Origin of the sequence: Lysinibacillus sp. JNUCC 51, assembly GCF_015999525.1 — a bacterium.
Lineage (GTDB): Bacteria > Bacillota > Bacilli > Bacillales_A > Planococcaceae > Lysinibacillus > Lysinibacillus xylanilyticus.
The window spans coordinates 670,689-696,009 of record NZ_CP065545.1 but is presented as its reverse complement, the minus strand read 5'-3'; the positions used below and the strand labels follow the sequence as shown (position 1 = coordinate 696,009).

23 protein-coding genes are annotated in these 25,321 nt (G+C 35.8%); 14 read left to right on the top strand and 9 right to left on the bottom strand.

Features of this window, described 5'->3' with window-relative positions; translation table 11 throughout:
- Positions 1–286: 286 nt before the first annotated feature.
- Positions 287–1,489 (top strand): NAD(P)-dependent malic enzyme, encoded by a 1,203-nt coding sequence (locus JNUCC51_RS03710; protein WP_337990892.1) that lies wholly within the window; start codon positions 287–289, stop codon positions 1,487–1,489.
- 46 nt (positions 1,490–1,535) lie between these two features.
- On the opposite strand, the gene JNUCC51_RS03705 is transcribed toward JNUCC51_RS03710, so the two are convergent.
- From JNUCC51_RS03705 to gdhA, 3 genes are all read right to left on the bottom strand, one after another.
- Positions 1,536–2,183, bottom strand: a complete 648-nt coding sequence (locus tag JNUCC51_RS03705) for a YIP1 family protein (protein WP_337990891.1) — start codon at positions 2,181–2,183, stop codon at positions 1,536–1,538.
- Between the two features lie 172 nt (positions 2,184–2,355).
- Positions 2,356–3,042, bottom strand: coding sequence for a phosphoribosylaminoimidazolesuccinocarboxamide synthase (locus JNUCC51_RS03700; protein WP_337990890.1), 687 nt, complete (start codon positions 3,040–3,042; stop codon positions 2,356–2,358).
- Between the two features lie 174 nt (positions 3,043–3,216).
- The gene (gdhA, locus tag JNUCC51_RS03695) at positions 3,217–4,590 is read right to left on the bottom strand and encodes an NADP-specific glutamate dehydrogenase (protein WP_337990889.1); all 1,374 of its coding nucleotides are present in this window, start codon (positions 4,588–4,590) and stop codon (positions 3,217–3,219) included.
- A 187-nt stretch (positions 4,591–4,777) separates the two neighbouring features.
- On the opposite strand from gdhA, the gene JNUCC51_RS03690 reads away from it, so the two are divergent.
- Both JNUCC51_RS03690 and dsdA read left to right on the top strand, forming a co-directional pair.
- Complete coding sequence (locus tag JNUCC51_RS03690; protein ID WP_049666526.1) at positions 4,778–5,251, top strand: YaiI/YqxD family protein; 474 nt, start codon at positions 4,778–4,780, stop codon at positions 5,249–5,251.
- Positions 5,241–6,581, top strand: a complete 1,341-nt coding sequence (dsdA, locus tag JNUCC51_RS03685) for a D-serine ammonia-lyase (protein WP_337990888.1) — start codon at positions 5,241–5,243, stop codon at positions 6,579–6,581. Before JNUCC51_RS03690 ends, dsdA begins: the two co-directional genes overlap by 11 nt.
- Positions 6,582–6,657: 76 nt before the next feature.
- On the opposite strand, the gene JNUCC51_RS03680 is transcribed toward dsdA, so the two are convergent.
- The 3 genes from JNUCC51_RS03680 to JNUCC51_RS03670 all read right to left on the bottom strand — a co-directional run bounded on the left by JNUCC51_RS03680 (position 6,658) and on the right by JNUCC51_RS03670 (position 9,511).
- Positions 6,658–6,849 carry a hypothetical protein gene (locus JNUCC51_RS03680; protein WP_337990887.1) on the bottom strand — a complete coding sequence of 64 codons (192 nt, stop codon included), beginning with the start codon at positions 6,847–6,849 and terminating at the stop codon, positions 6,658–6,660.
- A 512-nt stretch (positions 6,850–7,361) separates the two neighbouring features.
- Positions 7,362–8,543, bottom strand: coding sequence for a pyridoxal-phosphate-dependent aminotransferase family protein (locus tag JNUCC51_RS03675; RefSeq protein WP_337990886.1), 1,182 nt, complete (start codon positions 8,541–8,543; stop codon positions 7,362–7,364).
- Positions 8,544–9,022: 479 nt separating this feature from the next.
- Positions 9,023–9,511: a hypothetical protein gene (locus JNUCC51_RS03670; protein ID WP_337990885.1), complete on the bottom strand. Its 489-nt coding sequence runs from the start codon at positions 9,509–9,511 to the stop codon at positions 9,023–9,025.
- Positions 9,512–10,270: 759 nt separating this feature from the next.
- Between JNUCC51_RS03670 and JNUCC51_RS03665 the strand changes: the two genes are divergently transcribed.
- From JNUCC51_RS03665 to JNUCC51_RS03650, 4 genes are read left to right on the top strand one after another with little or no spacing between them, the layout of a single operon-like run.
- Positions 10,271–11,887, top strand: a complete 1,617-nt coding sequence (locus JNUCC51_RS03665) for an amidohydrolase (protein ID WP_337990884.1) — start codon at positions 10,271–10,273, stop codon at positions 11,885–11,887.
- 21 nt (positions 11,888–11,908) lie between these two features.
- Positions 11,909–12,760 (top strand): nitrilase-related carbon-nitrogen hydrolase, encoded by an 852-nt coding sequence (locus JNUCC51_RS03660; protein ID WP_337990883.1) that lies wholly within the window; start codon positions 11,909–11,911, stop codon positions 12,758–12,760.
- Positions 12,761–12,819: 59 nt separating this feature from the next.
- A complete protein-coding gene (locus JNUCC51_RS03655) occupies positions 12,820–13,017 on the top strand; it encodes a DUF3311 domain-containing protein (protein ID WP_049666508.1) in 198 nt (65 codons plus the stop codon).
- Positions 13,017–14,498 carry a sodium:solute symporter family protein gene (locus tag JNUCC51_RS03650; protein ID WP_337990882.1) on the top strand — a complete coding sequence of 494 codons (1,482 nt, stop codon included), beginning with the start codon at positions 13,017–13,019 and terminating at the stop codon, positions 14,496–14,498. Before JNUCC51_RS03655 ends, JNUCC51_RS03650 begins: the two co-directional genes overlap by 1 nt.
- A 167-nt stretch (positions 14,499–14,665) precedes the next feature.
- Here JNUCC51_RS03650 and JNUCC51_RS03645 read toward each other — a convergent pair whose 3' ends face one another.
- Positions 14,666–15,154 (bottom strand): hypothetical protein, encoded by a 489-nt coding sequence (locus tag JNUCC51_RS03645; RefSeq protein ID WP_337990881.1) that lies wholly within the window; start codon positions 15,152–15,154, stop codon positions 14,666–14,668.
- A 595-nt stretch (positions 15,155–15,749) separates the two neighbouring features.
- On the opposite strand from JNUCC51_RS03645, the gene JNUCC51_RS03640 reads away from it, so the two are divergent.
- From JNUCC51_RS03640 to JNUCC51_RS03630, 3 genes are all read left to right on the top strand, one after another.
- Entirely contained in the window at positions 15,750–16,502 is a 753-nt protein-coding gene (locus JNUCC51_RS03640) for a hypothetical protein (RefSeq protein ID WP_337990880.1), read from the top strand.
- Between the two features lie 342 nt (positions 16,503–16,844).
- Positions 16,845–17,066 (top strand): YdbC family protein, encoded by a 222-nt coding sequence (locus tag JNUCC51_RS03635; protein WP_134019211.1) that lies wholly within the window; start codon positions 16,845–16,847, stop codon positions 17,064–17,066.
- Positions 17,067–17,328: 262 nt separating this feature from the next.
- Complete coding sequence (locus JNUCC51_RS03630; RefSeq protein ID WP_240518187.1) at positions 17,329–17,436, top strand: putative holin-like toxin; 108 nt, start codon at positions 17,329–17,331, stop codon at positions 17,434–17,436.
- A 214-nt stretch (positions 17,437–17,650) separates the two neighbouring features.
- On the opposite strand, the gene JNUCC51_RS03625 is transcribed toward JNUCC51_RS03630, so the two are convergent.
- Together JNUCC51_RS03625 and JNUCC51_RS03620 are read right to left on the bottom strand one after the other, a co-directional pair.
- Positions 17,651–18,277 carry a nitroreductase family protein gene (locus JNUCC51_RS03625; protein ID WP_337990879.1) on the bottom strand — a complete coding sequence of 209 codons (627 nt, stop codon included), beginning with the start codon at positions 18,275–18,277 and terminating at the stop codon, positions 17,651–17,653.
- Positions 18,278–18,613: 336 nt separating this feature from the next.
- A complete protein-coding gene (locus JNUCC51_RS03620) occupies positions 18,614–19,858 on the bottom strand; it encodes a ferredoxin reductase family protein (RefSeq protein ID WP_337990878.1) in 1,245 nt (414 codons plus the stop codon).
- Between the two features lie 208 nt (positions 19,859–20,066).
- On the opposite strand from JNUCC51_RS03620, the gene JNUCC51_RS03615 reads away from it, so the two are divergent.
- The 4 genes from JNUCC51_RS03615 to JNUCC51_RS03600 all read left to right on the top strand — a co-directional run bounded on the left by JNUCC51_RS03615 (position 20,067) and on the right by JNUCC51_RS03600 (position 25,280).
- Complete coding sequence (locus JNUCC51_RS03615; RefSeq protein WP_337990877.1) at positions 20,067–20,555, top strand: metal-dependent hydrolase; 489 nt, start codon at positions 20,067–20,069, stop codon at positions 20,553–20,555.
- A 375-nt stretch (positions 20,556–20,930) separates the two neighbouring features.
- Positions 20,931–22,265, top strand: coding sequence for an APC family permease (locus tag JNUCC51_RS03610; RefSeq protein WP_337990876.1), 1,335 nt, complete (start codon positions 20,931–20,933; stop codon positions 22,263–22,265).
- A 300-nt stretch (positions 22,266–22,565) separates the two neighbouring features.
- Positions 22,566–24,038, top strand: a complete 1,473-nt coding sequence (locus JNUCC51_RS03605) for an aldehyde dehydrogenase family protein (protein WP_337992182.1) — start codon at positions 22,566–22,568, stop codon at positions 24,036–24,038.
- 60 nt (positions 24,039–24,098) lie between these two features.
- The gene (locus JNUCC51_RS03600) at positions 24,099–25,280 is read left to right on the top strand and encodes an iron-containing alcohol dehydrogenase (protein WP_337990875.1); all 1,182 of its coding nucleotides are present in this window, start codon (positions 24,099–24,101) and stop codon (positions 25,278–25,280) included.
- Positions 25,281–25,321: the final 41 nt, after the last annotated feature.

Sequence of the window (25,321 nt, the reverse complement as noted above, 5' to 3'; positions counted from 1 at the left end):
TTCGTTTGTGAAAAATTTCTCTTTTACACAAGAAAAATACTATGTGAAAAGTTGAACAGGCTTAATGGCGGTATTTGTACATTTTTTATAAAGTAAATCGATATTAATATTTTATTAAAATAATTGATTGTGAAGTTAATAACAAAGCATAAAATTAGCGCAGGTGATAATAAATGGCGCTATTTCAAAGTAAAAATAAAATTGACAGAAAATTCGTTGACTTTACTTTCACAAAGTATTATGATTCTGAAATATATAATAATTCAAAAGAAAAGGATGGGATTGAATGGACATTATGAAAAAGGCTTTAGAAATGCACGAGTATTATAGTGGGAAATTAGAGGTTATTTCTAAAGTACCTGTGCAAGATTCATATGATTTAAGTCTCGCGTATTCTCCGGGGGTAGCTGCGCCTTGTGTAGAAATTGAGAGAAATCCATCACTTGTTTACGACTATACAATGAAAGGTAATATGGTAGCGGTTGTTTCAGATGGTACGGCGGTATTAGGGTTAGGGGATATTGGTCCGAAGGCAGCATTACCAGTAATGGAGGGAAAGGCTATTTTATTAAAGCGTTTTGCCAATGTTGATGCTTTTCCTATTTGTTTAGATACGAAGAATACGGATGAAATCGTCAGCATTGTGAAGGCGCTTGCTCCCACTTTTGGTGCAGTAAATTTAGAAGATATTTCAGCGCCAAGGTGCTTTGAAATTGAAGATCGTCTGCGCCAAGAATGTGATATTCCTGTATTCCATGACGATCAGCATGGAACGGCGATTGTAGTAGGAGCGGGGATGATTAATGCCAATCGTATTGTGAAAAAAGATGTGGCAACGATGAAGGTAGTAATTAATGGTGCAGGAGCAGCAGGAATTGCTATTTTGCGTATTCTTGTGCAAATGGGCTATAAAAATATTTATATGTGCGATACAAAAGGTCTCATTTATGAAGGTCGCGCTGAAGGTATGAATCCAATAAAAGAAACGGTTGCCCATTTAACAAATTCAGAAAAACTACATGGAACGTTGGACGATGCTATTAAAGGTGCTGACGTCTTTATCGGTGTATCTGTTGCAAATTTATTAACAGAAGCCCATATTGCTTCAATGAATGAAGATCCAGTCGTGTTTGCACTAGCAAATCCAAATCCTGAAATTACGTTTGAAAATGCCAAAGCATGGGGTGTACGTATTATGGGGACAGGACGATCCGATTATCCAAATCAAATTAATAATGTGCTTGCTTTCCCTGGTATTTTCCGTGGGGCATTAGATGTTCGAGCAACAGATATTAATGAGGCAATGAAAATAGCCGCAGTGGAAGCAATAGCCGCTCTTGTAAGTGATGAGGAATTAACGGAGGAATATATTGTACCTAAATCATTAGATGAGCGGGTTGTTGAAATTGTTTCACAAGCTGTAAGTGGTGCAGCTGTTGAGTCAGGTGTGTCTGAGCTATTCCAACAAAATACAGTCCTTTCTATTTAATATGAATCTAAAAATCTCCCACTCTCTAGAGAGAGGGGAGATTTTTTTACATCATAAAAATACCTAAAACGAAAAAGAGAACAATAATCAGAATAATGATAAAGAAAAAGAAAATAATGCTTGGAATTAAGAGTGTAAAGAAGGCCATCCAATTGGATATTTGATGTGCCTCTGCAACAACCCCTACAGTAATGACGATTGACCAAATACCAATCACAAGTGTTACTAAAGTGGCTAGCCATAAAATCCAAGGTATCGATCCAGCGAAGTTAGGGTCCATTAGAGACTCAGGTGATGTAAATAACCAAATTAAATAAAAAGGAATAAGTACTATAAATGGAATAGCAGTTAAACTTAGCCCTTTAAATAATTGTGAGTACGTACCTGTTCCTTTAAAAAGTTTACCGAACAGCCAAGTGATTAGTGCAACAAAAGCCGTACCGATTATTCCTGAAATCGGTGATAGAATAACAGAAATTAGTGCGATAAGCCAAGGAGACCAGTCTATTAAAGATATCTTATCAATAAGGTCTGAAAGTATAACACCAATATAACCAATTGAAATAAGAAGAATCGCAAAGCCAATTGATTTTTCTTCGATCATATAACGGGTTGTTTGCTTTGGATGTAACCAAATAGACAAAAATGGATTAACCTTTATCCTTTCCTGTGTTGTTTCATTAAAGTCATCCATTAAATTACCTCCAAAATAATAGTATAAATGCATTATGCGTATAATTAGTATACGAGTGATTCAATGAAAAGTTTCGAAAGAAAGTAAAAATAATCTTATAAAAAAAGAGCCGCAAGAAAGCGACTCTTTTTGATTACTCGTATCTACAAGCATGGCATATAAATAGAATTTTTTATTCAGCTAACATAATTTTTTCAAGCTCTAATGGTTCTATGTATTGTTCGCCTTTGTAAGCGCGCATATTACCACCTGAAATTTCATCAATTAATAAAATTTCATTTGTTTTAGCATCGCGACCAAACTCTAATTTAATATCATATAGTGTTAACCCTTTTTTGGCAAGCTCTGCAGCAACAAATTTAGCAATTTCGATTGTGCGTTGCTTTAAAATTACGTATTCTTCGTGTGTTAACAGGTTTAACATGGCTAAAGCATCTTCAGAAATAGGAGGATCTAGTCGATCGTCATCTTTGATGGTAACTTCTACAAAAGAATCTAATTCTTGTCCTTCTTTTACGTAAGCACCATAGCGACGTAGGAAAGAGCCTACAGCCTTGAAGCGGCAAATGACCTCTAAACCTTTACCGAAAACAGTTGCAGGCTTTACAGTCATTGTTGCATCGTTGAAGTTTGCATCAACGTAGTGAGTAGGAACACCTTGTTCGTTTAGTTTTGAGTAGAAATAAGAAGTTAAGCGAAGTCCAGCTAATCCAGCGCCGTCGATTGTTAATCCAACAGTATTAGCACCTGGGTCGAATACGCCGTTTTCACCAGTTACATCATCTTTAAATTTTAATAAGTAATGACCATCTTCTAATTGAAACACATTTTTCGTTTTACCTGTATACAATAATTCCACAAAAAACCCTCCAATATTTCGTAGTACTTCATTATTATAACACGAATGTTTTAAATGATTAATAGTAAAAATGTTCGTTTTAAGTGATGTTTTTTTCGTTTTCTAACTTCGTTTCTAATGAAAAATAAGATGATAACGAATGTTCGTTATCATCTAAGGGTGGAGTAATTGTTATTAATAAACGCCTTCAGCTAGCATACCATCAGCAACTTTAATGAAGCCAGCGATGTTCGCGCCAATTACAAGGTTCCCAGGGTAACCATATTTTTCAGCAGCAGCTTTACTGTCCGCGTAAATGTTTTTCATAATTTCATGTAATTTAGCATCTACTTTTTCAAATGACCAGAATACGCGACTTGAATCTTGCGCCATTTCAAGAGCAGATACAGCAACTCCACCGGCATTAGCTGCTTTAGCAGGTCCGAATAATACGCCTGCATTTAAGAATTCGTTAATTGCTTCAAGATCTGATGGCATGTTTGCACCTTCACCAATAGCTTTTACACCGTTAGAGATTAAAGTACGAGCTGAATCGCCATTAATTTCATTTTGAGTAGCACATGGAAGCGCGATGTCACAAGGAATCGTCCAGATACCAGTACAGCCTTCTGTAAATGTAGCGTTTGGACGATAGTTTAAGTAAGTGGAAATACGATCGCCTTTTACTTCCTTTATTTCTTTAATTGCATCAAGGTCTAAACCTTCTGGATCGTAAACATAGCCTGAAGAATCAGAGCAAGCAACAACTTTTGCACCATAGGCTTGTGCTTTTTCGATAGCATATGTTGAAACGTTACCAGAACCAGAAACTACAACTGTTTTACCTTCGAATGAATCGTTGACATCTTTAAGCATTTCATTTACAAAATATACAGTACCATAACCAGTTGCCTCTTTACGGGCTAAAGAACCTCCATAACCAGGAATTTTACCTGTTAATACACCAGATTCGTTTGCTTTTGTTAAACGCTTATATTGACCCCATAAATAGCCTACTTCACGAGCTCCAACACCAATGTCACCTGCAGGAACATCGACATCTGGACCAATATGGCGGTATAATTCAGTCATGAATGCTTGACAGAAGCGCATGATTTCCGAATCTGATTTACCTTTAGGATCGAAGTTTGATCCACCTTTACCACCACCGATTGGTTGGCCTGTTAAAGCATTTTTAAAGATTTGTTCAAAGCCTAAAAATTTGATAATTGATTCATTTACTGATGGGTGAAAGCGAAGACCGCCTTTGTAAGGCCCCATTACGTTGCTGTATTGCACACGGTAACCACGGTTTACTTGAACTTGATTGTTATCATCTTGCCAAGCTACACGGAAGGAAATGATACGATCTGGCTCAACGATACGAGATAGGATATTGGCTTTAATATATTCAGGGTGTTGTGCAAATACAGGCACTAAAGAAATGAAAATTTCTTCAGCTGCTTGTAAGAACTCCGCTTGATAACTGTTTTGTTGTTTTAGTTGCTCGAATACACCATCAACGTATTCTTTTGCTAATTGGTCGTTGCTTACAGTTGTAGTTGTCATAGTAAAAAACCTCCAGTTATTTGATATGTGTATCGTATATCTATTTTTCGGACTATTCAATAAAATACTTTTTCCAACAGTCTTAAGTTTGTGAAAAATTGAACAAATGGGGATGGGATTTTATTATATTGAAATAATAATGAGATAAGTGATCTATCTAATTATGAGAAAGGAATGATGCTTTATTGTGAAGGTTTTAATTGATGCTGATGCCTGTCCAGTCGTGGATTTAGCGCTATCTATATCATCTGAGTTTGAGATTGAAACAATCTTGTTTTGCGATACATCCCACCGTGTTGAACGTGATAATGTAATAACAATTATTGTTCCTAAGGGTCCAGATTCGGTTGACTTTACGCTAGTGAATGCGCTTTCAAAGCATGATATTGTCATTACACAGGATTACGGTTTAGCGGCTATGGTTTTGGCAAGAGGAGGTTATCCAATCGATCAAAATGGGCGAGAGATGTCCAATGAAAATATCGAACGTTTGCTCGATATGCGCCATGTGGGACAAAAAATTAGACGTGCTGGTGGACGTACGAGAGGACCTAAAAAACGAACGCAAGAAAACAATATTTCGTTCGAATTGAAATTTCGACAAATTTGTGAACGAGCGATTTTAGCTCAAAAAACGGAGGAATCTAAAGGTGAAAAATGAACTTAAACACGAACTATTAAATCAATTTCCGAGACTAAATGAAATAGCAAATTATGATACTGTACTTTGGGAAAATACAAATCGAGAAAAAAAGGCGCAAACAAATCTTTTTTCAATGGAGGAAGTTGAGGAGGCAGAAGAAACACTTAAACGTTTTTCTTCTTATTTAATTGTAGCGTTTCCAGAGCTTGTGGAAAAAAAGGGACTTATTGAATCATCTTTGCAAGATATACCTTTAATGAAGAAAGCTCTTGAAAAGGAATATGATGTTTTAATACCTGGTCAAATTATCTTAAAATGCGATCATGCCTTGCCGATTTCTGGATCTATCAAAGCCCGTGGTGGTATTTTTGAAGTATTAAGGCATGCAGAACGGCTTGCGATCGCTAGTGGCAAGCTAACTATAGAGGATAGTTATGAAGTGTTGGCAACGAAGGACTTTCAAACGTTCTTCCAGCAATACACAATTGCCGTAGGTTCTACAGGTAATTTAGGATTGAGTATCGGCATTATGGGCAAAAAACTCGGCTTTAATGTCGTTGTACATATGTCGAGTGACGCAAAAGAGTGGAAAAAAGCATTGTTACGTGAAAAGGGTGCGACAGTTATTGAATATGAAGCTGATTATAGCATTGCTGTAGAACAAGGTCGTCGAGAGGCTGAACAAGATCCTATGTGTCATTTCATTGATGATGAAAATTCGAAGGACTTATTTGCTGGCTATGCTGTGGCGGCGAGGCGTTTAAAAGCACAGTTTGAAAAGACGAATATTACTGTGGATGAGGCCCATCCATTGTTCGTATATTTACCGTGTGGTGTAGGTGGAGGACCGGGGGGAGTTGCGTACGGCATACGTGAAATTTTTGGAGAGCATGCCCATATTTTCTTCGCAGAGCCAGTAGCATCTCCTTGTATGACAATAGGCTTGATGACAGGTTTACATGATGAAATCAGTGTAGAAGATATTGGTCTTACTAATAAAACAGAAGCAGATGGCCTTGCAGTTGGTCGCGCGTCAAAATTTGTTGGTAAAGTGATGGAAACTTATGTGAGTGGCTGTTATACAGTGAAAGATGAGGAATTATTTACGTCGCTCGGTTTAGCGATGGACTCGGAAGGTCTATTTTTAGAGCCATCAGCGCATGCAGGGATGTTCGGACCAATTCAGTTAATGAAAAATGGACAAAGTTATTTAGAAAAGCATGATTTAGTTGATAAGATGGAGCAAGCTACCCATCTTGTATGGGCAACAGGTGGAAGTATGGTGCCGGTGGAAATGCGTGAGGAATACATGGCAAAGGCAGTGCAAGTAGGAAGAATTATTGATTAAGGTAGTTAGTTAATGAGAAAACGCAAGAATGCTATAAATCAACATTCTTGCGTTTATTACTTTTACTCATTTAGAGTTATTTATATAAATAGTCCAACGCTTGATAATCTTCCTGATAGCGTCCACCGTCCGCTACTTCAGCGTGATATAGAGCTTTTAAAGCATAATTTTTTTGCAAATCCATTTCTGACATTAATTCCTTTAGGCGATCATGTAATTCACGGTTTTCTTTTACAAGTTGCTGCATTTGTGGTTTAAAATATTTCATACTGTCTAACTCCTCAATTTATAACGTGCTTACTAGTATAACACTTTTAGCTTTTGAAAATGCACTTATATTCATAATTCTGGCGGTAAAAGATTATTCAGTCGATCATGCCGTGAAGTATTGGCCTAAATTGCAATTTTACTTCAGATTTCCTAAGTCCTCGTTTTAAGTGTATTGGCTTGGCAACTATTCAACTCTGCTAAAATTTCTTCACGCAAGGAGGAAAGGGGAGGATTTGTATAAATTCCTCCTGTTAAATAATGATAACTTAAAGAAATGGAGTACTTCTAGTGCCATTTCCGCCTCCCATTGCAATCGCAACAACTCTCACATTACTTAAATAAATTTTGTAGACTATTAATTAACTTAAATAAATAAACAAACCTCCAAATCCATACATAGATTTGGAGGTTTAAATTTTTAACCACATTAGCAAGCGGTAAAATAGAGAATAACTACCCGTATAAGCCCCATTGGTGAAGGCAACAGGTGGATGCAGAAGACCACACTGATTAAAGTTTCACTTTATCATGGCATTGTTTTCGCTGGGCGGTTAAAAATACTTCCTGTGCTGCCCGTATACCTGCACCTGGCTCAAAGTCATATTCAAAATCTTGAAGTGCTGCTTCCATTAAAGAAACAGCCTGTAAAATATCACTTGGGAAGCAATAGCCCATATGGCCGAATCTGAAGATTTTTCCTTGCAAATGACCGAGTCCTCCAGCGAAATCTAAATGATACTGTTGCTTTAAATGCGACAAGAAGTCGCCAAGTGCAATCCCTTTTGGTGCCATAATCGCGGTAATGGTCGGAGATGCATGCTCATCCGTAGTGAGAAGTTCGATATTAAGGGCATTCATTGCATGACGAACCATGTTTTTCATTAGTTCATGGCGGGCAACAGTATGTTCAAAGCCTCCTTCTTCCTCTATAAGTTTACATACTTCGTGAAGTCCATATATAAGTGTGACAGTAGGCGTGTTTGGCGTCATCCCTTTTTCTGCCCAGCTACGATAGCTTAATAAGTTTAAATAATAGGACGGTGTATTATTTTCTTCAATAACGTTCCAAGCTCTATCACTAACGCTGACAAGAGAAAGTCCTGGAGGAAGCATCATCGCTTTTTGAGACCCAGTAACAAGAATATCGATTCCCCAGGCATCCATTTCAGCAGGAGCGCCACCTATGCAACTTACACCATCGACAATACATAATGCATCGGTTTCTTCACGTACAACTTGTGCTAATTCTGCAATTGGGTTTAAAATACCAGTCGAAGTTTCATTGTATGTGACAAAAACAGCTTTAATATCTTTCAATGGCTGCAAGAATTCTCGCAGCTCCTTAGCTGTGCAAGCTTGTCCCCATTCTTTTTCAAGCTTATGCACATGAAAACCGTATTTTTCACAAATTGAAACGAAATAGTCTCCGAACGCTCCAACAGTGATCACAACTACATTTTCGCCAGCAGAAACAGTGTTAACCGCCGCGGCCTCTAAAGCTGCAGTACCACCTGATGGAAGGAGTAAAATATCCTGCTTTGTCCCGAAAACAGGTTTTACTAATTCAATTGTTTCACGGTAAAGCGCTACAAATTCATTGCTTCGATGACTAATAATATCGCGACTCATCGCAAGCTGAACCTTTTTCGGAATTGGCGTAGGTCCTGGATGTCTTAAAATATTTTCATACACAATCATCAAACCCCTTTATAATTAAAAGTTGGAAATTCAAAATTTTCTAACTATAATATAGCATATATTTTCTGTTAACTAACTTCTTTTTCAAAACATGATAAGTTAAGTATTGTAAGAGAGTGGAAAATACTATGAATAGTTCCCGATTTTTCAACTTTTTTCAGCAAGTGTCTTTTGATAAAAGGGGTATCAGAAAAATTATTTTGATTCACTTATTATAGAGACGATAGAAAGGCTACAAATGAGCAAATAGCAAAGGATTTTATAAAGACGGGAACAGTGATTGCAGAATTCTTACCTTTAATGGACGAGGTTCCTAGTGTCTTCTAGAATAAGATTTTTTTCTATAGAGGGGTACTTGCTTTAAAAGGTATTCCTATGTTGATGGGACATTATAGTGTAAAATTACGTGAATAAGTTGAAAACCTCTTTACCCTTTTAAAGGTGTAAAGAGGTTTTCCATTTTGCATATGTAATTATGCAACAAAAGGTTTATTCATTTTCATTAAGCCGTAGATAAAATAGAATAGTCCGAATGTAATGAACGATAAAATAATATAAAGTACAGCTCTTCCAGGCTCACCAGACCAACGATAAAAGAGGCGATATGTGAAGTACATAACATAAAAACAAAGACCTATGGAAGCGAGTATACCTATAAATGGAATGATGAATGAAACAAGTAATAATCCAGCATAAATTAAAACATTCTTTTTCGCTTCGGCACGAACTGTTACATCATCATCACCCTTTGCTGTTAATAAGAAAAGGCTATAAACGTTAATAATAGGAATCCAAGCAACATAGGCAAGATCACCAAAGCCATTTGCTTTAGATGCCTGATAATAAATAAGTGAACTAATAACATAACCTGCAATACCCATCACAAGAAAAACCAACATAATGATAAGGAAAAAACCAGCGAAGAATGCATCGGTATCATTAAAATAATTAGAATCGTACATTTGAAAACCTCCTTTCTAAAAAAATACTTCATTATAATAACAGTACTAAAGTGTTAAATCTATAATGGTAAATACAGGGAATGTTAGATAATCGTACATATATACTATTTTTATGGAATATTTGTATTATTTTAATGATATTTTTTTGATATTTTTTGATGTAAGATTGATCGAATTGTAAAAATGAATATGGTACTATTGGGAATCTAGTGGTGAAGAATCATTTTATACAAATTTTTCTGTTTTAGATTTTTAATTTTTCTCTAAGGGTATTACTTCTACTAATTACATATTATTGATCTTATAATTTAAGTGGTGAATAAATTACTTTAAAATTAATTACAAACGAAAAAGATGAATTAGTTTATAAATTATTTGAAGTATTTATTTTGTACATCCTATGATATCTAACATTACGAAATACGTGTGCGATGGATTTATTTGATCTTAATTTTGCGAAATCTGACTTGGACGTTTGATTATTGTTTATTGATTATACAAATAGAAAAATTGAGGGTTAGTAAGGGACAGCATAGAATTGTTTATTTCAAAATTAATATTAGCATGCACATAATAAAGCCTTTTTTTGAATTTTTATAGTTACGTAGAAATAACCCTTTTAACCTTTTGTCTAAAAAAAAGTAAAAATAATTACCTTTTGTAAAAATATAAGACAATCTATTTTTAGTAAAATAAATGAATAGAGTAACACAATCTTTGTTTTCTGAATATTCAATTTATATAACAGGGAGGATTTATATGAAAGCGAACATTGTTTTTTTAAATGGTGAAGTTATTACTGTAGATGGACAAGATTCTATCCGAGAGGCACTAGCGATTTCTGATAACAAAATAGTAGCAGTTGGTTCGAATGAGGAGATTAAAAATTTAATTGGTGACTCTACACAAGTAATTGACTTGGAAGGAAAGTCAATTCTACCTGGAATTATTGATGCTCACTTACATCTGGTCATGTATGGTACTTTTCAACTCAGTATTAGCTGTAAAGAGCCTGGATTGGACTCCGTAGATGCAATTTTGACTGCTTTAAAAGACAAAGCTGCTACTACACCAAAGGGTCAGTGGATTCGCGCTTGGGGGTTCAATGAACGAACTGTTAAGGAAGAACGGTATCCTACTCTTGAAGAATTGGACAACATTTCAATAGACCACCCGATTGCCATTACCCGTATTTGCGGTCACATTGGAATTGTAAATTCAGTTGCTTTACGCCTATCAGGTATTAACGAAACAACACCTGACCCTCAAGGAGGTTTAATTGAAAGAGATGCAAAAGGTCAATTAACTGGACGATTGATCGAAAATGCTTATATGCAGTTTAATGAGATAGCAACTTTTTCAAATGAAGAAGTTTATCAAGCTATTCAAATCGCACAGCAACATTTCTTAAAAGTTGGTATTACAAGCGTTCATGAAGCTGGAACATTTTCAAAAGAAAATTACCGAATGTTACAATTAGCCTCCCAAAAAGGAGACTTGAAAATTCGTGTCTATGCGATGATTGCTAGTATAAGTGACTGTAAGCAGTTCACATTAAATATGATGGAATCTGGAGTAATAACTGGAACTGGAAATGAATTTTTTAAAGTAGGTCCTGCTAAATTGTTTACAGATGGTAGTAGTACTGGTCCGACTATTGCAACTCGTGAAGGTTATACAAGCAACCCTGACGATCATGGAATCTTATACTACACCGAGGACGAAATTTATGAAGTACTTGGTAAAGCACATGAATTAGGCTATCAAATTACTGTACATGCACAAGGTGATCAAGCAATTGAAACATATTTGAATGTTGTAGAACGCGCCCTACAAGAAAATCCTCGTGAAAATCATCGACATCGCATTGAACACGCTGGAATTTCAAGCCCTGATTTACAACAACGAATGAAAGAATTAAAGATGATTCCAATACCTAATCCACCATTTCCGTATGAATTTGGTGAAAGTTATTTAACGAACTACGGTGAACGTACGGACTTTATGTATCCTGCACGAGACTTTATTGATCAAGGAATTATTGCTGCTGCGGGGTCAGACTCACCAGTTACAACCTATAATCCGTTTATTGGAATTCACGAAGCGGTCAATCGACTCACTGCCAATGGAACTTCATTTGGTGAAAAGCAAAAAATAAATGTTCTTGAAGCCATTCGTCTTTATACCTATAACGGTGCATATGCAAGTTTTGATGAGGATATAAAGGGTAGTTTAGAACCTGGTAAATTAGCAGATATGATTGTCCTTGATCGAAGTATTTTGAAAACCCTTCCACAAGATTTAAAAGATATTCAAGTCGAATTAACAATACTAGATGGGGATATTCTTTTCGAACGTTCTAAAACGAAAATATAGTGATGAGGCTAGGGGGCTCTTATGACAATAAAAATTTCAAGCTGTCAATTTGAATTGCAAAAAGTTGATAATTTCTCTACCTTTAAGGACCGAATTTTACATGCATTCAATGATGTGCCACTAACAAGTGATTATGTGCTCTTACCAGAGTTATTTACGATGTCTTTACTAACAACTTATAACAATTACAATCAATTCACAGAAAAAGATAATGAGAAACTAGGTTTCTTTTTAGATGACTACCTTGAATTTTTTAATAATCTTTCACAGAAAAGAAAACAGATAATTATTGCGGGTTCTACAATTGAACCCGCCAATAAAGGAAATTACAATACGACTTATATCTTTGATGGAAATGGCAATGTATTTAAACATCGGAAGACACATATTTTCCCTGCTGAATGTGCTTGGAACACTATAGAGGGAGACGAATTAGAAGTTTTCAAAATTGGACCAGTAACATTCGGTATTGCCATATGCTATGAAATAGAGATTCCAGAAATTGCACATATATATAGCAAAAAAGGTGCCGATATTATCTTTTGCCCTTCCTATACGTTCTCTGAATATGGTTTCTGGAGAGTTCGCCATTGTGCACATGCACGAAGTGTTGAAAACCAACTGTATGTCGTTCATTGTCCTACGATTGGCGAAATCCAAGGGCCCATTCTAAATGGATTTGGGACCACCGCTATTATAGGTCCTGCAGACTTACCTTGGACTGAAAATGGCGTAATTGCAGAAACTACAAGTAAATCAAGTACAGTTATTACAGCTGAACTATCTCTTGAAGATCTTTACGAAAATCGTAAAAATGGGGCTGCAACAACTTATAAAGATCGTATCCGTAGAAAAGACATTTATACATTATGAATCAGGGAGGGTTACACTACTTTTTCGTAAGATAAAAAAGAATTTCAAAGGAGGCTTATATGAAAAACATAAAATTATTATTGCTGATACCGTTTATTGGAATGTGCTTATGTTTGCCATTTGCAAATAAAATAGAGCCTTATATTTTTGGTTTACCGTTTCTCCTGTTCTGGATTATCTTATGGATGATTTTATCATCATTAGTGTTAACGATTGTGTATAAATTGGATCCTGAAAACCAAGGGGGCGATGAATAATGAATATAGCTTTACTGATTATCTTTGCATTTGCATTAATTGCTCTTTTCCTTGGTATCCGAGCAACACACGGAAAAAAAATGAATGTCGATGAATTTGCTGTTGGTAATAAAGGTTTTGGTACATTATTCATTTTCTTACTAATTGCGGGGGAAGTTTATACTACTTTCACATTCCTTGGTGGTAGTGGTTGGGCTTATTCGAATGGAGCCGCTGCTTTTTATGTACCTGCATATATTTGTTTAGCGTATGTTTTATCTTATTGGATTGCACCAAAAATATGGAACTATTCAAAAGATCACCATATTATTTCTCAACCAGAATATTTTGCATCCAACTATAAAAGTCCGATATTAGGATTAGTTGTATCGTTTTTGGGTGCAATCGCATTGATTCCATATATAGTTATACAATTAAAAGGGTTAGGTATTATTGTTTCGGAGGCTTCCTATGGAGGGATTAGCCCAATTATGGCTAGTACTATTGGTGCGATAATTATTACAATTTATGTTACCATTTCAGGTATCCATGGCTCTGCTTGGACAGCTGTATTAAAGGATATTATGATACTAGGAGTCATTGTATTTTTAGGAATTTATATTCCGTACCATTATTTTGGAGGCGTACAACCTCTCTTTGAAGCTGTAGAAAAAATAAAACCAGAAAGCTTAACTCTCGCTAGTTCTGGATTAAGTATTTCTTGGTTTGTCTCAACCATTATATTAAATGCGTTCGGATTCTATTTATTACCAAACTCCTTTTCTGTATTATTATCATCTAAAAGTGCAAAAGCATTGAAGAAAAATGCAATTACCTTACCTTTATATACTCTATTACTCTTATTCGCATTTTTCATTGGTTTTGCAGCCATTGTAGAAATTCCAGGATTGCAAGGAGCTGAAGGAGATTTATCATTACTCCGATTAACGATTCAAACATTTGATCCTTGGATAGTAGGCGTTGTCGGTGCTGCTGGGTTATTAACTGCTTTAGTACCCGCATCTGTTATGTTAATGTCTGCTTCAATTGGATTAATGACTGGATTTTACAAGCTTGTGAAACCAAAGGCAACAGATCGCCAACAGTTATTTGCTTCAAAAATATTTGTGTTCGCTATAATATTAGTTGCATTCATCTTCACGATTACTGGAGGGGATGCTCTAGCAATCTTAAACATTATGTCTTACAGCTTAATAACACAACTTGTTCCAGCACTTCTATTTAGTTTTTATAAAAATCGCATTCTTAACAAATTCGGTGCAATGGTAGGGATTTTAACCGGTGTAGGGATCGTACTGTATGCTGCTGTAACATCACATAAACTAATTGATTTTTTCCCGAACATTCCACATGTAATTAATGACATCAGCACAGGAATGATTGCTGTTATTATTAACTTTGTAGTAGCTATTGTAGTAAGCTTTGCAACTAATCATTTAGTTGCGAAAGAGAAGGACACAATTGATACACAAGTAGCATAAAAACGACTTGATAATATAACTTATTATATAAAATTAGACGTTTATTCTAATGTGAATAAACGTCTTTTTTCTAAAAATAAGATGGTATTTCATTATCTTTCTATATGTGTATAAAAACCTCTTTAACCTTTAGAAGGTGTAAAGAGGTTTTTATACTTGCATATGTATTATGCAACGAAAGGTTTATTCATTTTCATTAAGCCGTAAATATAATAGAATAGTCCGAATGTAATGAACGATAAAATGATATAAAGTACAGCTTTCCCAGTTTCACCAGTCCAACGATAGAAGAGGCGATATGTGTAATACAAAGTAAAGCCAATAAGACCTAATGAAGCAATAATACCTAGAAACGGAATAAATGAAACAAGTATTAATCCAACGTAAATAAGAACATTCTTTTTCGCTGCTCCACGAACAGTTGCATTATCCTCACCTTTTGCCGTTAATAAGAAAAAGCTATAAACGTTTATAATTGGAATCCAAGCAATATAGGCTAAATCGCTAAAACCATTTATTTTAGATGCCTTATAATAAATAAGTGAATAAATAACATAGCTTATGATACTTAACACAAGGCAAATTAAAAGGATAGTAATGAGAAATATACCACCGAAGGCCGCATCGAAATCATCGTAATAATAAGAATCGTACATAAGAAAACCTCCTTTCCAAGAAAATTCTTCATAATAATAACAGTGCTAAAGTCATAAATCTACAGTTAATAATATCCGTAATTTATTGTTAATGATATAGAAATGCTATTTCGTTAGATATTTTATTTTGATAAAAGATTGATTGAATCAAAAAATGGGACTTTTAAACATATTTCTTTAGCATTGGATTCAACTAAACATTGCTTGAACAAGCTGTTTAGTATATCTATAAAAAATCACCGTTACGAATAATTAAGAAATAAATAAAATGCAAAAAATATACTTGGTAATATTGTTATAATGGTTTTGGAAATTATTGTTTTTTATTTTGTGAATTAATAATGAGAATAGGGGAGTTTGAGTTGCTAATTATTTTTTGTGTATTGATAGTTTTAAGCTTTTCCCTCATGGAAAAGAATTATCGGAAAAGTATCTATTATAAACTGACAAAAAATAATTACTTTGAAGATCAATTATGCCTTGGCATAATTGATAACTGAATGTAAATCCTAGGCTTTATTTACAGACGAAGAGAGTACATGCTATATTGCATGTAGCACTATTTGTAAAATATTAGGAGTGGGGCGCGTAGAAATTGAAAAAAGAAATTGGTACATTGATGTTGTTGAGTATTTTCGCACTATCTGGATGTAGTTTAGATAATTCAAAAACAGTTACACAAGAAACAGTAAAGTCTTCTAGTGAACAGGTAACACAGTCGGAACAAAAGAATGGTACAAATTTGATTGAGGCTTCCGATGATGAAAAAGTTAAACTCTACGCACTTAATGAGGCAAAGAATGAAATAAAAGATGTGATTTTGGATATTAATGGTAAGCAAAAAAACTTTGACTGGGAAATCCCTAATACAGGAACTAAACCCCAGTTATTCTATACTGATCTAACAAATGATAGTAAGGAAGAAGCCGTAATTATTATCCAAACCGTACGAGGCACAGGGTTAGATAACTATGATATTCATGTTATAAATGTTGAGGATTTTTCGGAGATTAAAGTACAAAGTTATGAAGATATTGTTGCAAATGAAATTAAATCAAATGTTGTTAAAAATGATGATGGTACATTAACGATTACAGCTAAAGCGCAAGGAAAAGAGTCTAAATTTGATTATGATTTTGATCCAGCACCAGATTTTAATCAAGATGAACTTGCTTTCGGCGGTGTAGTTATTTATAAGTTTGAGAATCAAAGAATAAAATTAAACATCCCAGGATCTGTCGGGGTATCCCCAGTATATGTGGTTGATTTCAATATCACATATAAATTCGATAGTGCTAAGAATGAATTCATTGTTGATCAAATTGAAACTATACCTATTGAAAAATAAAAAGAAAAGCTGTCCATAATTAAAGTGTACCTTTTGTAAAGGAAATTTTAAAAAAGCTCTGGGCAACTTGAAGAAGATGATGTCTGTATTGCAGGCGTCATCTTTTTTACGTTCCATGATCTTGGTATTGCTGTACTCAAACTAATAATTCTGCGGTCATAAATATCAATTTTTAAGGGAGAACATAGTAACGCTGAGTAAAAACTAAATGTTCACTATTCAGATTTCACGATCTAATTTCTATACAATCTCAGTAAGTGTTATTTAATGCGTTGTCACGTTTGATAATCCTATAATTTCAAGATATAGTTCTTATTACAGATAAAATAAGGAGGAATGGATATGGCAGAAATTAAATACGAAATTATTGAAACGATTGCGGTATTATCGGAGGGCAATAAAGGCTGGAAAAAAGAATTGAATTTAATTAGTTGGAATGATCGTGAACCGAAATACGATATTAGAGATTGGTCGGAGGATCATACAAAGATGGGGAAGGGTGTTACGTTATCAATGCCTGAACTACAGATTTTGAAAGAGTCGTTAGCTAAATTGTCAGACTAAGTTTTATGTACAGAGGGACTCTTTAGTGTTGTATTAAGCTGATATGTAAGCAGGCTATAATTTAATAGGTGCACATGCAGAGATAGATGTCGAAATATTCCCTTACACCTTACTAACGATACAGGTGTAAAAAATAAGTACAAATTTTTAATCTTTGAGGATTTTCTAATAGAATATATTTCGCGAAATTGTTAGACTAATAATAGCAACAATTCATAATGCAGGTGGCGGCTGAACTCCCTTTTGAAAGGGGGTGAGGCGGATGACAGTATTTGAAGCATTCAGTTTGATTGTACAGAGTAGCCTTTTGCTAATTGCAGTACTTACACTGATGCTTAGTATTATTGTCTCTCAAAATAAAAAGAAATAGCCACCCTGCCGGCTAAGTAAGGTGACTTTTTCTACAACTTAAACTTGGTCAGCCGCTATGTTGCGGCATGATTGTTGCTTTGACTGGATGTTGACGCATCCAGTCTTTTTTATTGTATATTTAGTGTATCATATTTATTCAAAAAAGAACATTTTATCGTGTAAAAGCAAGCACAGCTAATTATACAAAAATGTAATTGTTCTTTATCTCTCGATTAAATGAATTTTGCAATGTCATTTAGCGCTAAACGAGATGAGCCGTAAGCAGATGCTGCTGCTTTTCCGATAGCGATTAAGACGATTGGTACTAGATTATCTGTTAATTCAAAGCGCTCAGCAAAAGCCTCTTTATTGAAGCCACCCATTGTAACCGTATCATAGCCCATATCTTTTGCTAAAAGCATGATTTGCATAGAAATTAAGCCAGCATCAAATGTAGCTATATTTTTTAGAATCTCTTTAGGAAGGTTTGGATAAAGCTTTAATGAATTTTCAATCATCATATTTTTGGTTGCTTCATCCATATAGCCAAGCTCTAAGTTTTTTGTATAGACTTCCTCTACATTATTGTACATTTCAGTATCGCCTAAAACCGCGATGATGGCAGACGCAGTTTCGACTTGCTCCTGGTTATTAGCAATCAAACGTAGTTCTTTTTTTACTGTCTCATCTTGGATCACTAAAAAGCGCCAAGGTTGTAAATTGCTTGATGAAGGAGCAGTTGTTGCTTCTACAAGTAATTTCTCTAATTCAGATTGGGGAATTTTAAAATTCGCATCATATTTACGAACAGATTTACGATCATGCATTACTTTATTTATATAACTTTTTGTTGTAGTCATATGAAAAAAACTCCTTTATGGTTGATGAGATTTTACTATACGATATACTTTTCAGAATTCCAAGTAAATTGCTCGAATTAGAGAGTTTTTATTAAATTCTTTCAGCGGGTAAACATCCGCTGAATAGAGGAACTCAGTCTAAGAACGCCACGTCCTGTGGCAACGACTGAGTGACCAACATCTTGCCGCTGACGCTGCGTTAGCACTACGCTTTCGCGCAAAAAACATCTGTTGGCCTAAAGCCTCCGGCGGATGTCACGGAATCGGAATGGAGTTCTTTGTGCGGGCACAAAGCCGATCCCGGACGCAATTATGCCGAGGCATAATTGATAATTATTACTTAAATTTAAATGCTTCAAAGGCAACGCTTATATCTTTATTGCAGGATTTCAATTGCTTGGCAAAATGTTTTAGCATTTTTTCAGGGCCACACATAAAAATACTTGTTTGCGCTGATACTGAAAAATTTTCAAATGATAACCTGTCCTTTTGGGTGGTGTCAATAAAGTTCACTTTGAATTGTTGATTAGTATCTGCATATTCCTGTAAAAATTCTTTATAGATAGCATTGTCTTGACCATGATAAGTGTAAAATAATTCGATATCACGATCGACTGGCTGTGAATGCAAATAAGATAAAAATGGAGTAATGCCTATGCCACCAGCTATCCAAACTTGTTGTTGAGTCCCATTTTCGAAGTTTAAATGACCATAAGGACCATCAAGTGTGACTGGTGTATTCAGTTGAACTGAATCATATACATTCTTTGTGAAATCACCAAGCGCCTTAATAGTGACAAATATTTTATTCTCATTGCCACCTGAAATAGAAAAGGGATGCGGCGCCTTTTCTAGGCCATCTTGCAAAATCTTTATAAAAATAAATTGTCCATGTCGATATTGTAATTTTTTATCAAGTGTTAGCTCTAGTTCAATAACATTGGAGCCCAATTTTTTGATACCTGTAATGTTCCCTTGATATTTAAAAAACATATCCTGATACATCGTCAACATATATAATGCAGACATAAATCCAATAGTCGCAGTTATTGCGGTAAAAATTCCTAAAGGTGTAGGTTGTAATAAATCATATCTGCTGGAAAAATAGGCATGATATATTCCAAATGTATATGGGATAAGCAATAATCGATGAAAGATCCGCCAATGTTCATATTTTAGAAATTTAGCAAAAAGCGCTATTAAAATTAGCGCTATGAAACCATATTGGCCAAGTGATCCAAGTTCTTTCGCAAATTCGCTAAATGAAGTTTTTTCTACTTTATCCCAGTGAGGGACCTGACCTTGTAATTGCCCATGTATAATCACCAACACTAGTGATAATATTGCTAAATATTTATGATAAATATAAACATTTTCTAGCCCGTGAAACCAACGTTCAAAAATTTTCATTCTTGTAGCTAACAAAAAGACAAGAAAGAAGCCTGTAATGGCCACACCTCCAATGATGTGACTAAGCCTGTTGACTGCATGGATAGGCTCTATAGGTGTAGCAAAATACCACAGTAAAGCACTAATACACATTGTTAGTATGATAAACAAAATTCCTTTGATAGATTTCATATATAACCTCCAATATTATTCATTTTTATCTCTAATCCTCTTACATATACAATAAGAACCTGAAATGTTTCTGATATTTTTAATTAAGAGTGAATTTCTTCTACAATAAAAAGGGATTGTGTGTTCGGAATATATGTTCCCTTTTGTGGTGGAGTGTGTTAAATTAAGAAAGGTAAAAATATAGAGATATAAGGAGTGGAAGTAAATAATGCAAGGGAATACACATATTGTTGGAGGCATCACTGCAAGCCTTGCTTTTGCACAAATTTCAAATGATAATCCGCTTGTCTTAGTAGGAGCAGGCGTTATCGGTGCATTACTTCCAGATATTTGCCATGGAGGAAGCAAAATCGGGAGAAAGTTCCCCATCATTTCAAAAATTGTCAATTCTATGTTTGGACATCGTTCCTTTACACATAGTTTGCTTTTTTTATTTTTAATTGGGATGTTACTGCATACATTTATACCTTACGAATCCATTTCACTAGGTATTTTAATAGGAATGGCAAGTCATATTTTCCTTGATATGTGTACGAAGAAGGGTGTTAAGCTGTTCTTCCCAGTATCTATTTCAGTTCGTCTACCACTTACTACAAAAACGGGTAGTAAAGCTGAAAAAGTAGTGTTTATGTTGTTAACGATGCTTTCAGTCTTTTTTAGTTATGAAATTATTTTTAAGCTAATTGAAACTGTATAAACAAAAGAACCTAATACGAGAGTGAGATGCTCCTTCTTATGTAGACAGATTAAAAATCTGTTTATTTAAGGGGAGTATTTTTTATTCAGCAGTGAACGTAAGGGAGTATTTCATTGTAAATGATTTTTTGGAGCTCAAAATAACTTCGTCCGATATGTAGTTTTACTTCGATAGAGTCCCTACTTACTGCCGCATTTGCTGTATTTTCATGGAGAGTTTTTCATTACTGAAAATATTAATCTAGTTATTGACCTTTGTGTTACACAAACCTTTATAGTCAATATCAACAGAAAAAAGAATATTCAGAAGATTAAAATTACGAAAGCGGATGGGGGAGTTATTATAAAACGACAAACATTAATGCGAACACTGACTTTGTCTCAAGTTGTATATTTAGGGATTGCATGGAATAACCCGATGGTATTCTTTAATACTTATGGAATCGCTACTGTCACTTCCGAAGGTGTCATCATGGGGGCGTATATCATTGCATTTCTCGCAATCATGTTTACCGCATTTAGTTATGGAAAGATGGCAAAAGCATTTCCAATCGCCGGCTCGGCTTATACATTTACACAAAAATCAATTAATCCACAACTTGGGTTTCTGATTGGTTGGACAATCATGTTGGATTATATGTTGACGCCGATGGTCACTTGTTTAATGTCAACTGTTTTTTTAAATGCAGTTTTTCCAGGGGTCCCTCACGCCCTGTGGATTATCCTATTAACTGCAACCATTGTAATACCTAGCATCTTGGGTGTTAAGTTCACAGCATCTACGGGTAAGATTTTTGTTATTGCTCAAGTCGTTTTTGTTTGCATTTTTTGGATTTTGACCATCAAAAGTTTATTGGCAGGTGAAGGGGCAGGTACACTTTTCTCAATCCAACCTTTGTTCAATGCAGACACCGATTTGTCTGTAATTTTGGCAGGAGCGTCCATTCTTTGTTTCAGTTTTCTTGGCTTCGACTCCCTTACTACGTTGTCTGAAGAAACAATTAATCCTGAAAAAACAATACCAAGAGCGATTATCGTCATGTTGCTGATAATGGGTGTCCTCTATATCGGCTCAGCCTATTTGGCACAATTGGTTCACCCTGGCTTTTCTTTTGAAAGCACTGATTCTGCGGCTATGGAAGTTGTATATATGGTCGGCGGGAATTTGTTCAAATCTTTATTTGTGACAGCAGTAATTTTAGGGAATTTCTCTTCCGGTGTTGCTGCGACTACAAGCGCATCCCGTGTACTGTATGCAATGGGGCGAGATTCTGTACTGCCTAAAAAAGTGTTTGGGCATATCCATTCACGTTATAAAACACCGTCAACAGGAATTATTGTAATCGGTTTCATTTCATTGCTCGGTATTATACTGACACTCGACCAAGTCATTAAGTTTATTAATTTTGGGGCGCTAATTGCGTTTGCTTCAGTTAATTTGTCTGTCATCGTACATTATTTTATTCGGAATCGTAAGCGCTCTACTTTCACCGATTACATGAGATATCTGTTTATGCCACTACTTGGAGCAGGATTTACGCTATGGCTTTGGACTCACTTAGAGTTTGATGCATTGATTCTTGGAGGCATCTGGATGGCAATTGGCTTGGGGTATCTAATTTATATGACAAAGTTTTTCAGACAGGGATTGCCAGAATTCAGTTTCGATAAGGAGATTATTCCTGATCAAGTTCTTGTGGAAGACATGTAATGAAAATGTAAAGGACTTCAGTGAGATATTCTCGCCATTTGAAAGTAGAGTCGGCAAATGAAAGGGGGTGAGGCGATTCGAAAAGGCTGAATTTGGAAAATGAGTACAGCTTTTTGGAAAAAGAAAGATAGTAAGCTTTGAAAATGATAGGACGAAACGATTATTTTGGGGAAGTAATTCCTTGACAGTTAATTGGAATAGAACGTCATGCAATTCCTTCCACTTATAGGTGAGACTAAATATGAATTTAATAAAATATTGATAATAAATTAGGGGGTTTTTAGAATGCTAAACTTGAAAATGTTAGATTTGAAAATGTTTATTAATGGTGAATGGTCGGATTCTGTGAACATGGAAAAACGTAATATTATCAATCCAGCGAATAACGAAGTGATTGCAGAAGCTCCGAGAGCAAGTGTAGAAGAAACGCGAAATGCCATTGATGCAGCGCGAAATGCATTTGATTCAGGAATTTGGTCAAACTTGCCGGCTTCCGAAAGAGCCTCCTATTTATTCAAAATTGCAGATAAACTTGAGGAAAAAGCATCAGAGCTGAGTGAACTTGAAATGTTAAATACAGGAAAACCCCTTAAAGAAGCAGAGTTCGATATTGGGGATGCTGTGAATTGCTTCCGTTATTATGGAGGCCTTGTCACAAAACCAAACGGTCAAACTTATCCAGTTGCCGATCCAGTACAGGCACTTGTTGTCCGTGAGCCTATAGGCGTATGTGGTCTGATCGCGCCTTGGAATTTCCCATTATTGACAGGAGCTTGGAAAATTGCGCCTGCTCTTGCAGCAGGAAATACGATTGTGTTCAAGCCAGCGGAGTTGACGCCAATTACCACTTTCAAGCTCTTCGAAATTCTTGAAGAAGTAGGGATTCCAGCGGGCGTTGCGAATTTGGTGACTGGAGGAGGTTCAACTGTCGGAAATGAATTGGCTGAAAGTGAAAAAGTCGATATGGTTTCCTTTACTGGCAGTACAACTGTAGGCAGATCAATCATGAAAGCAGCATCAGGAAATATTAAGAAAGTTGCACTCGAATTAGGTGGTAAATCTCCGAATATCGTCTTCGCTGACGCAGATTTCGAAACAGCAGTCGATTATGCGCTTTATGGAATATTTGTGAATGCGGGCCAAGTATGTAATTCAGGTTCACGTTTACTTCTTGAAGAAAGCATTCATGACAAGTTCGTTGAAAGCCTGATTAGTAAAGCGCAAAAAATTCGTGTAGGTCGTGGTGATGATCCGTCGACTCAAATGGGTGCCCTTGTCGGTGAAGATCATATGAACTCAGTGCTAGATTATATTCAAATCGGCATCGATGAAGGAGCAAAATTAGTTTGTGGCGGTAAACGGATTACAAGTGGTGGGCTTGAGCAGGGCTGTTTTGTTGAGCCGACAATCTTTGTAGATACAACGCCTGACATGAGAATTGTTCAAGAAGAAATATTTGGCCCTGTGCTAGTTGTCCAAAAGTTCAAAGATGAAGCGGAGGCTATCGAGCTAGCAAATGATACGCCGTACGGTCTTGCAGCTGGAGTGTTCTCTCAAGATGGGGCTAAAGCTTTACGCGTTATTAAAAAAATTAGAGCAGGTATTACTTCAATTAATGCATACAATCTTGCTTACAACGAAGCTCCGTGGGGAGGATATAAGCAAAGTGGACTCGGTCGTGGGTTAGGCACGTTCGGTTTGGATGAATTTTCGGAAGTGAAGCAAATAAATATCAATTTAGAAGTTAGTCCGACGAATTGGTTTGAAAATTAACATCTCGTGAAAGAAGTTCGCTGACGTAAGGTCATGAAAAAAGGAAAGGGGAAATGGTTAATGATTTGGGATTTCAATTTCAATTTACCAACTTCTATTGAGGTTGGTAACGGGACAGTAAACAATGTAGGGAAAAGAGCGAAAGAGTTGGGAGGCAATAAAGTACTAATCATTACGGATAAAGGGCTGGCACAAACGGGGATTTTAAAAAGGGTAACAGATTCATTGGAACAAGAAGGGGTTTCTTTCCTTGTTTATGATGAAATTACTCCGAATCCGAAAGATGTAGACTGCGTAAAAGCCTACGAAAAATTCAAAGACGAAAATATCGACTTGTTATTGGGCCTTGGTGGTGGAAGTTCAATGGATACTGCTAAAGCAATTGGGGTACTTTTCACTCATGAAGGGGAGCTTAAAGATCGCTATGGTTTCAATCTTCTGGAGCGCGATATTACACCTCTTATTTGTATCCCAACCACATCGGGTACAGGTAGTGAGGTGACGACAGGATCTGTCATCACAGATACAATCACTAAACAGAAAGAAGCTATACTTGATATAAAATTAGCTCCGAAATTGGCGATTGTGGACCCTGAATTGACGCTGTCTTTGCCTAAATCAATTACCGCTGCTACTGGAATGGATGCATTGACGCACGCAATTGAAGCTTACACGAGCAATATTGCTGAACCGATTTCTGATGCACTCAGTCTTTATGCGATTGAAATAATTGCTAAGTATCTTCCACTCGCTGTAGAAAACGGTACCAATTTAGAAGCAAGACAAAACATGCTTGTAGGAAGCTTGATTGCAGGTATGGCATTTACGCACGCTGACCTAGGTGCGGTGCATGCAATGGCAGAACCGCTTGGAGGGTTGTATGATACACCACATGGAGTGGCAAACTCCATCTTCTTGCCTCATGTATTTGAATATAATATTCCGTCCAACCCGGAAAAACATGCGACAGTTGCGTTGAAACTTGGAGCAACAGCGGAAGGGAAGACCTTGGAGGAGATTGCCCAAGAAGGTGTTGAATTATTACATGAACTTGCAAGTAAAATTGGCATTCCGCAATTCCGGGATTTAGATAATGTTAACCCTGATGATTTCGAATTTCTTGCTGAAGGGGCATTTAAACATTTGTGTACAATTACAAATTCTCGTCAATTATCGAAAGATGACTACTTGAAATTGTTCCAAAAAACTTATGAGATGAAAATGAAACATTCATATCAATAGCCAAAACTATAGAGGGTTCTAAGTGTGTGAGTTAATAATAG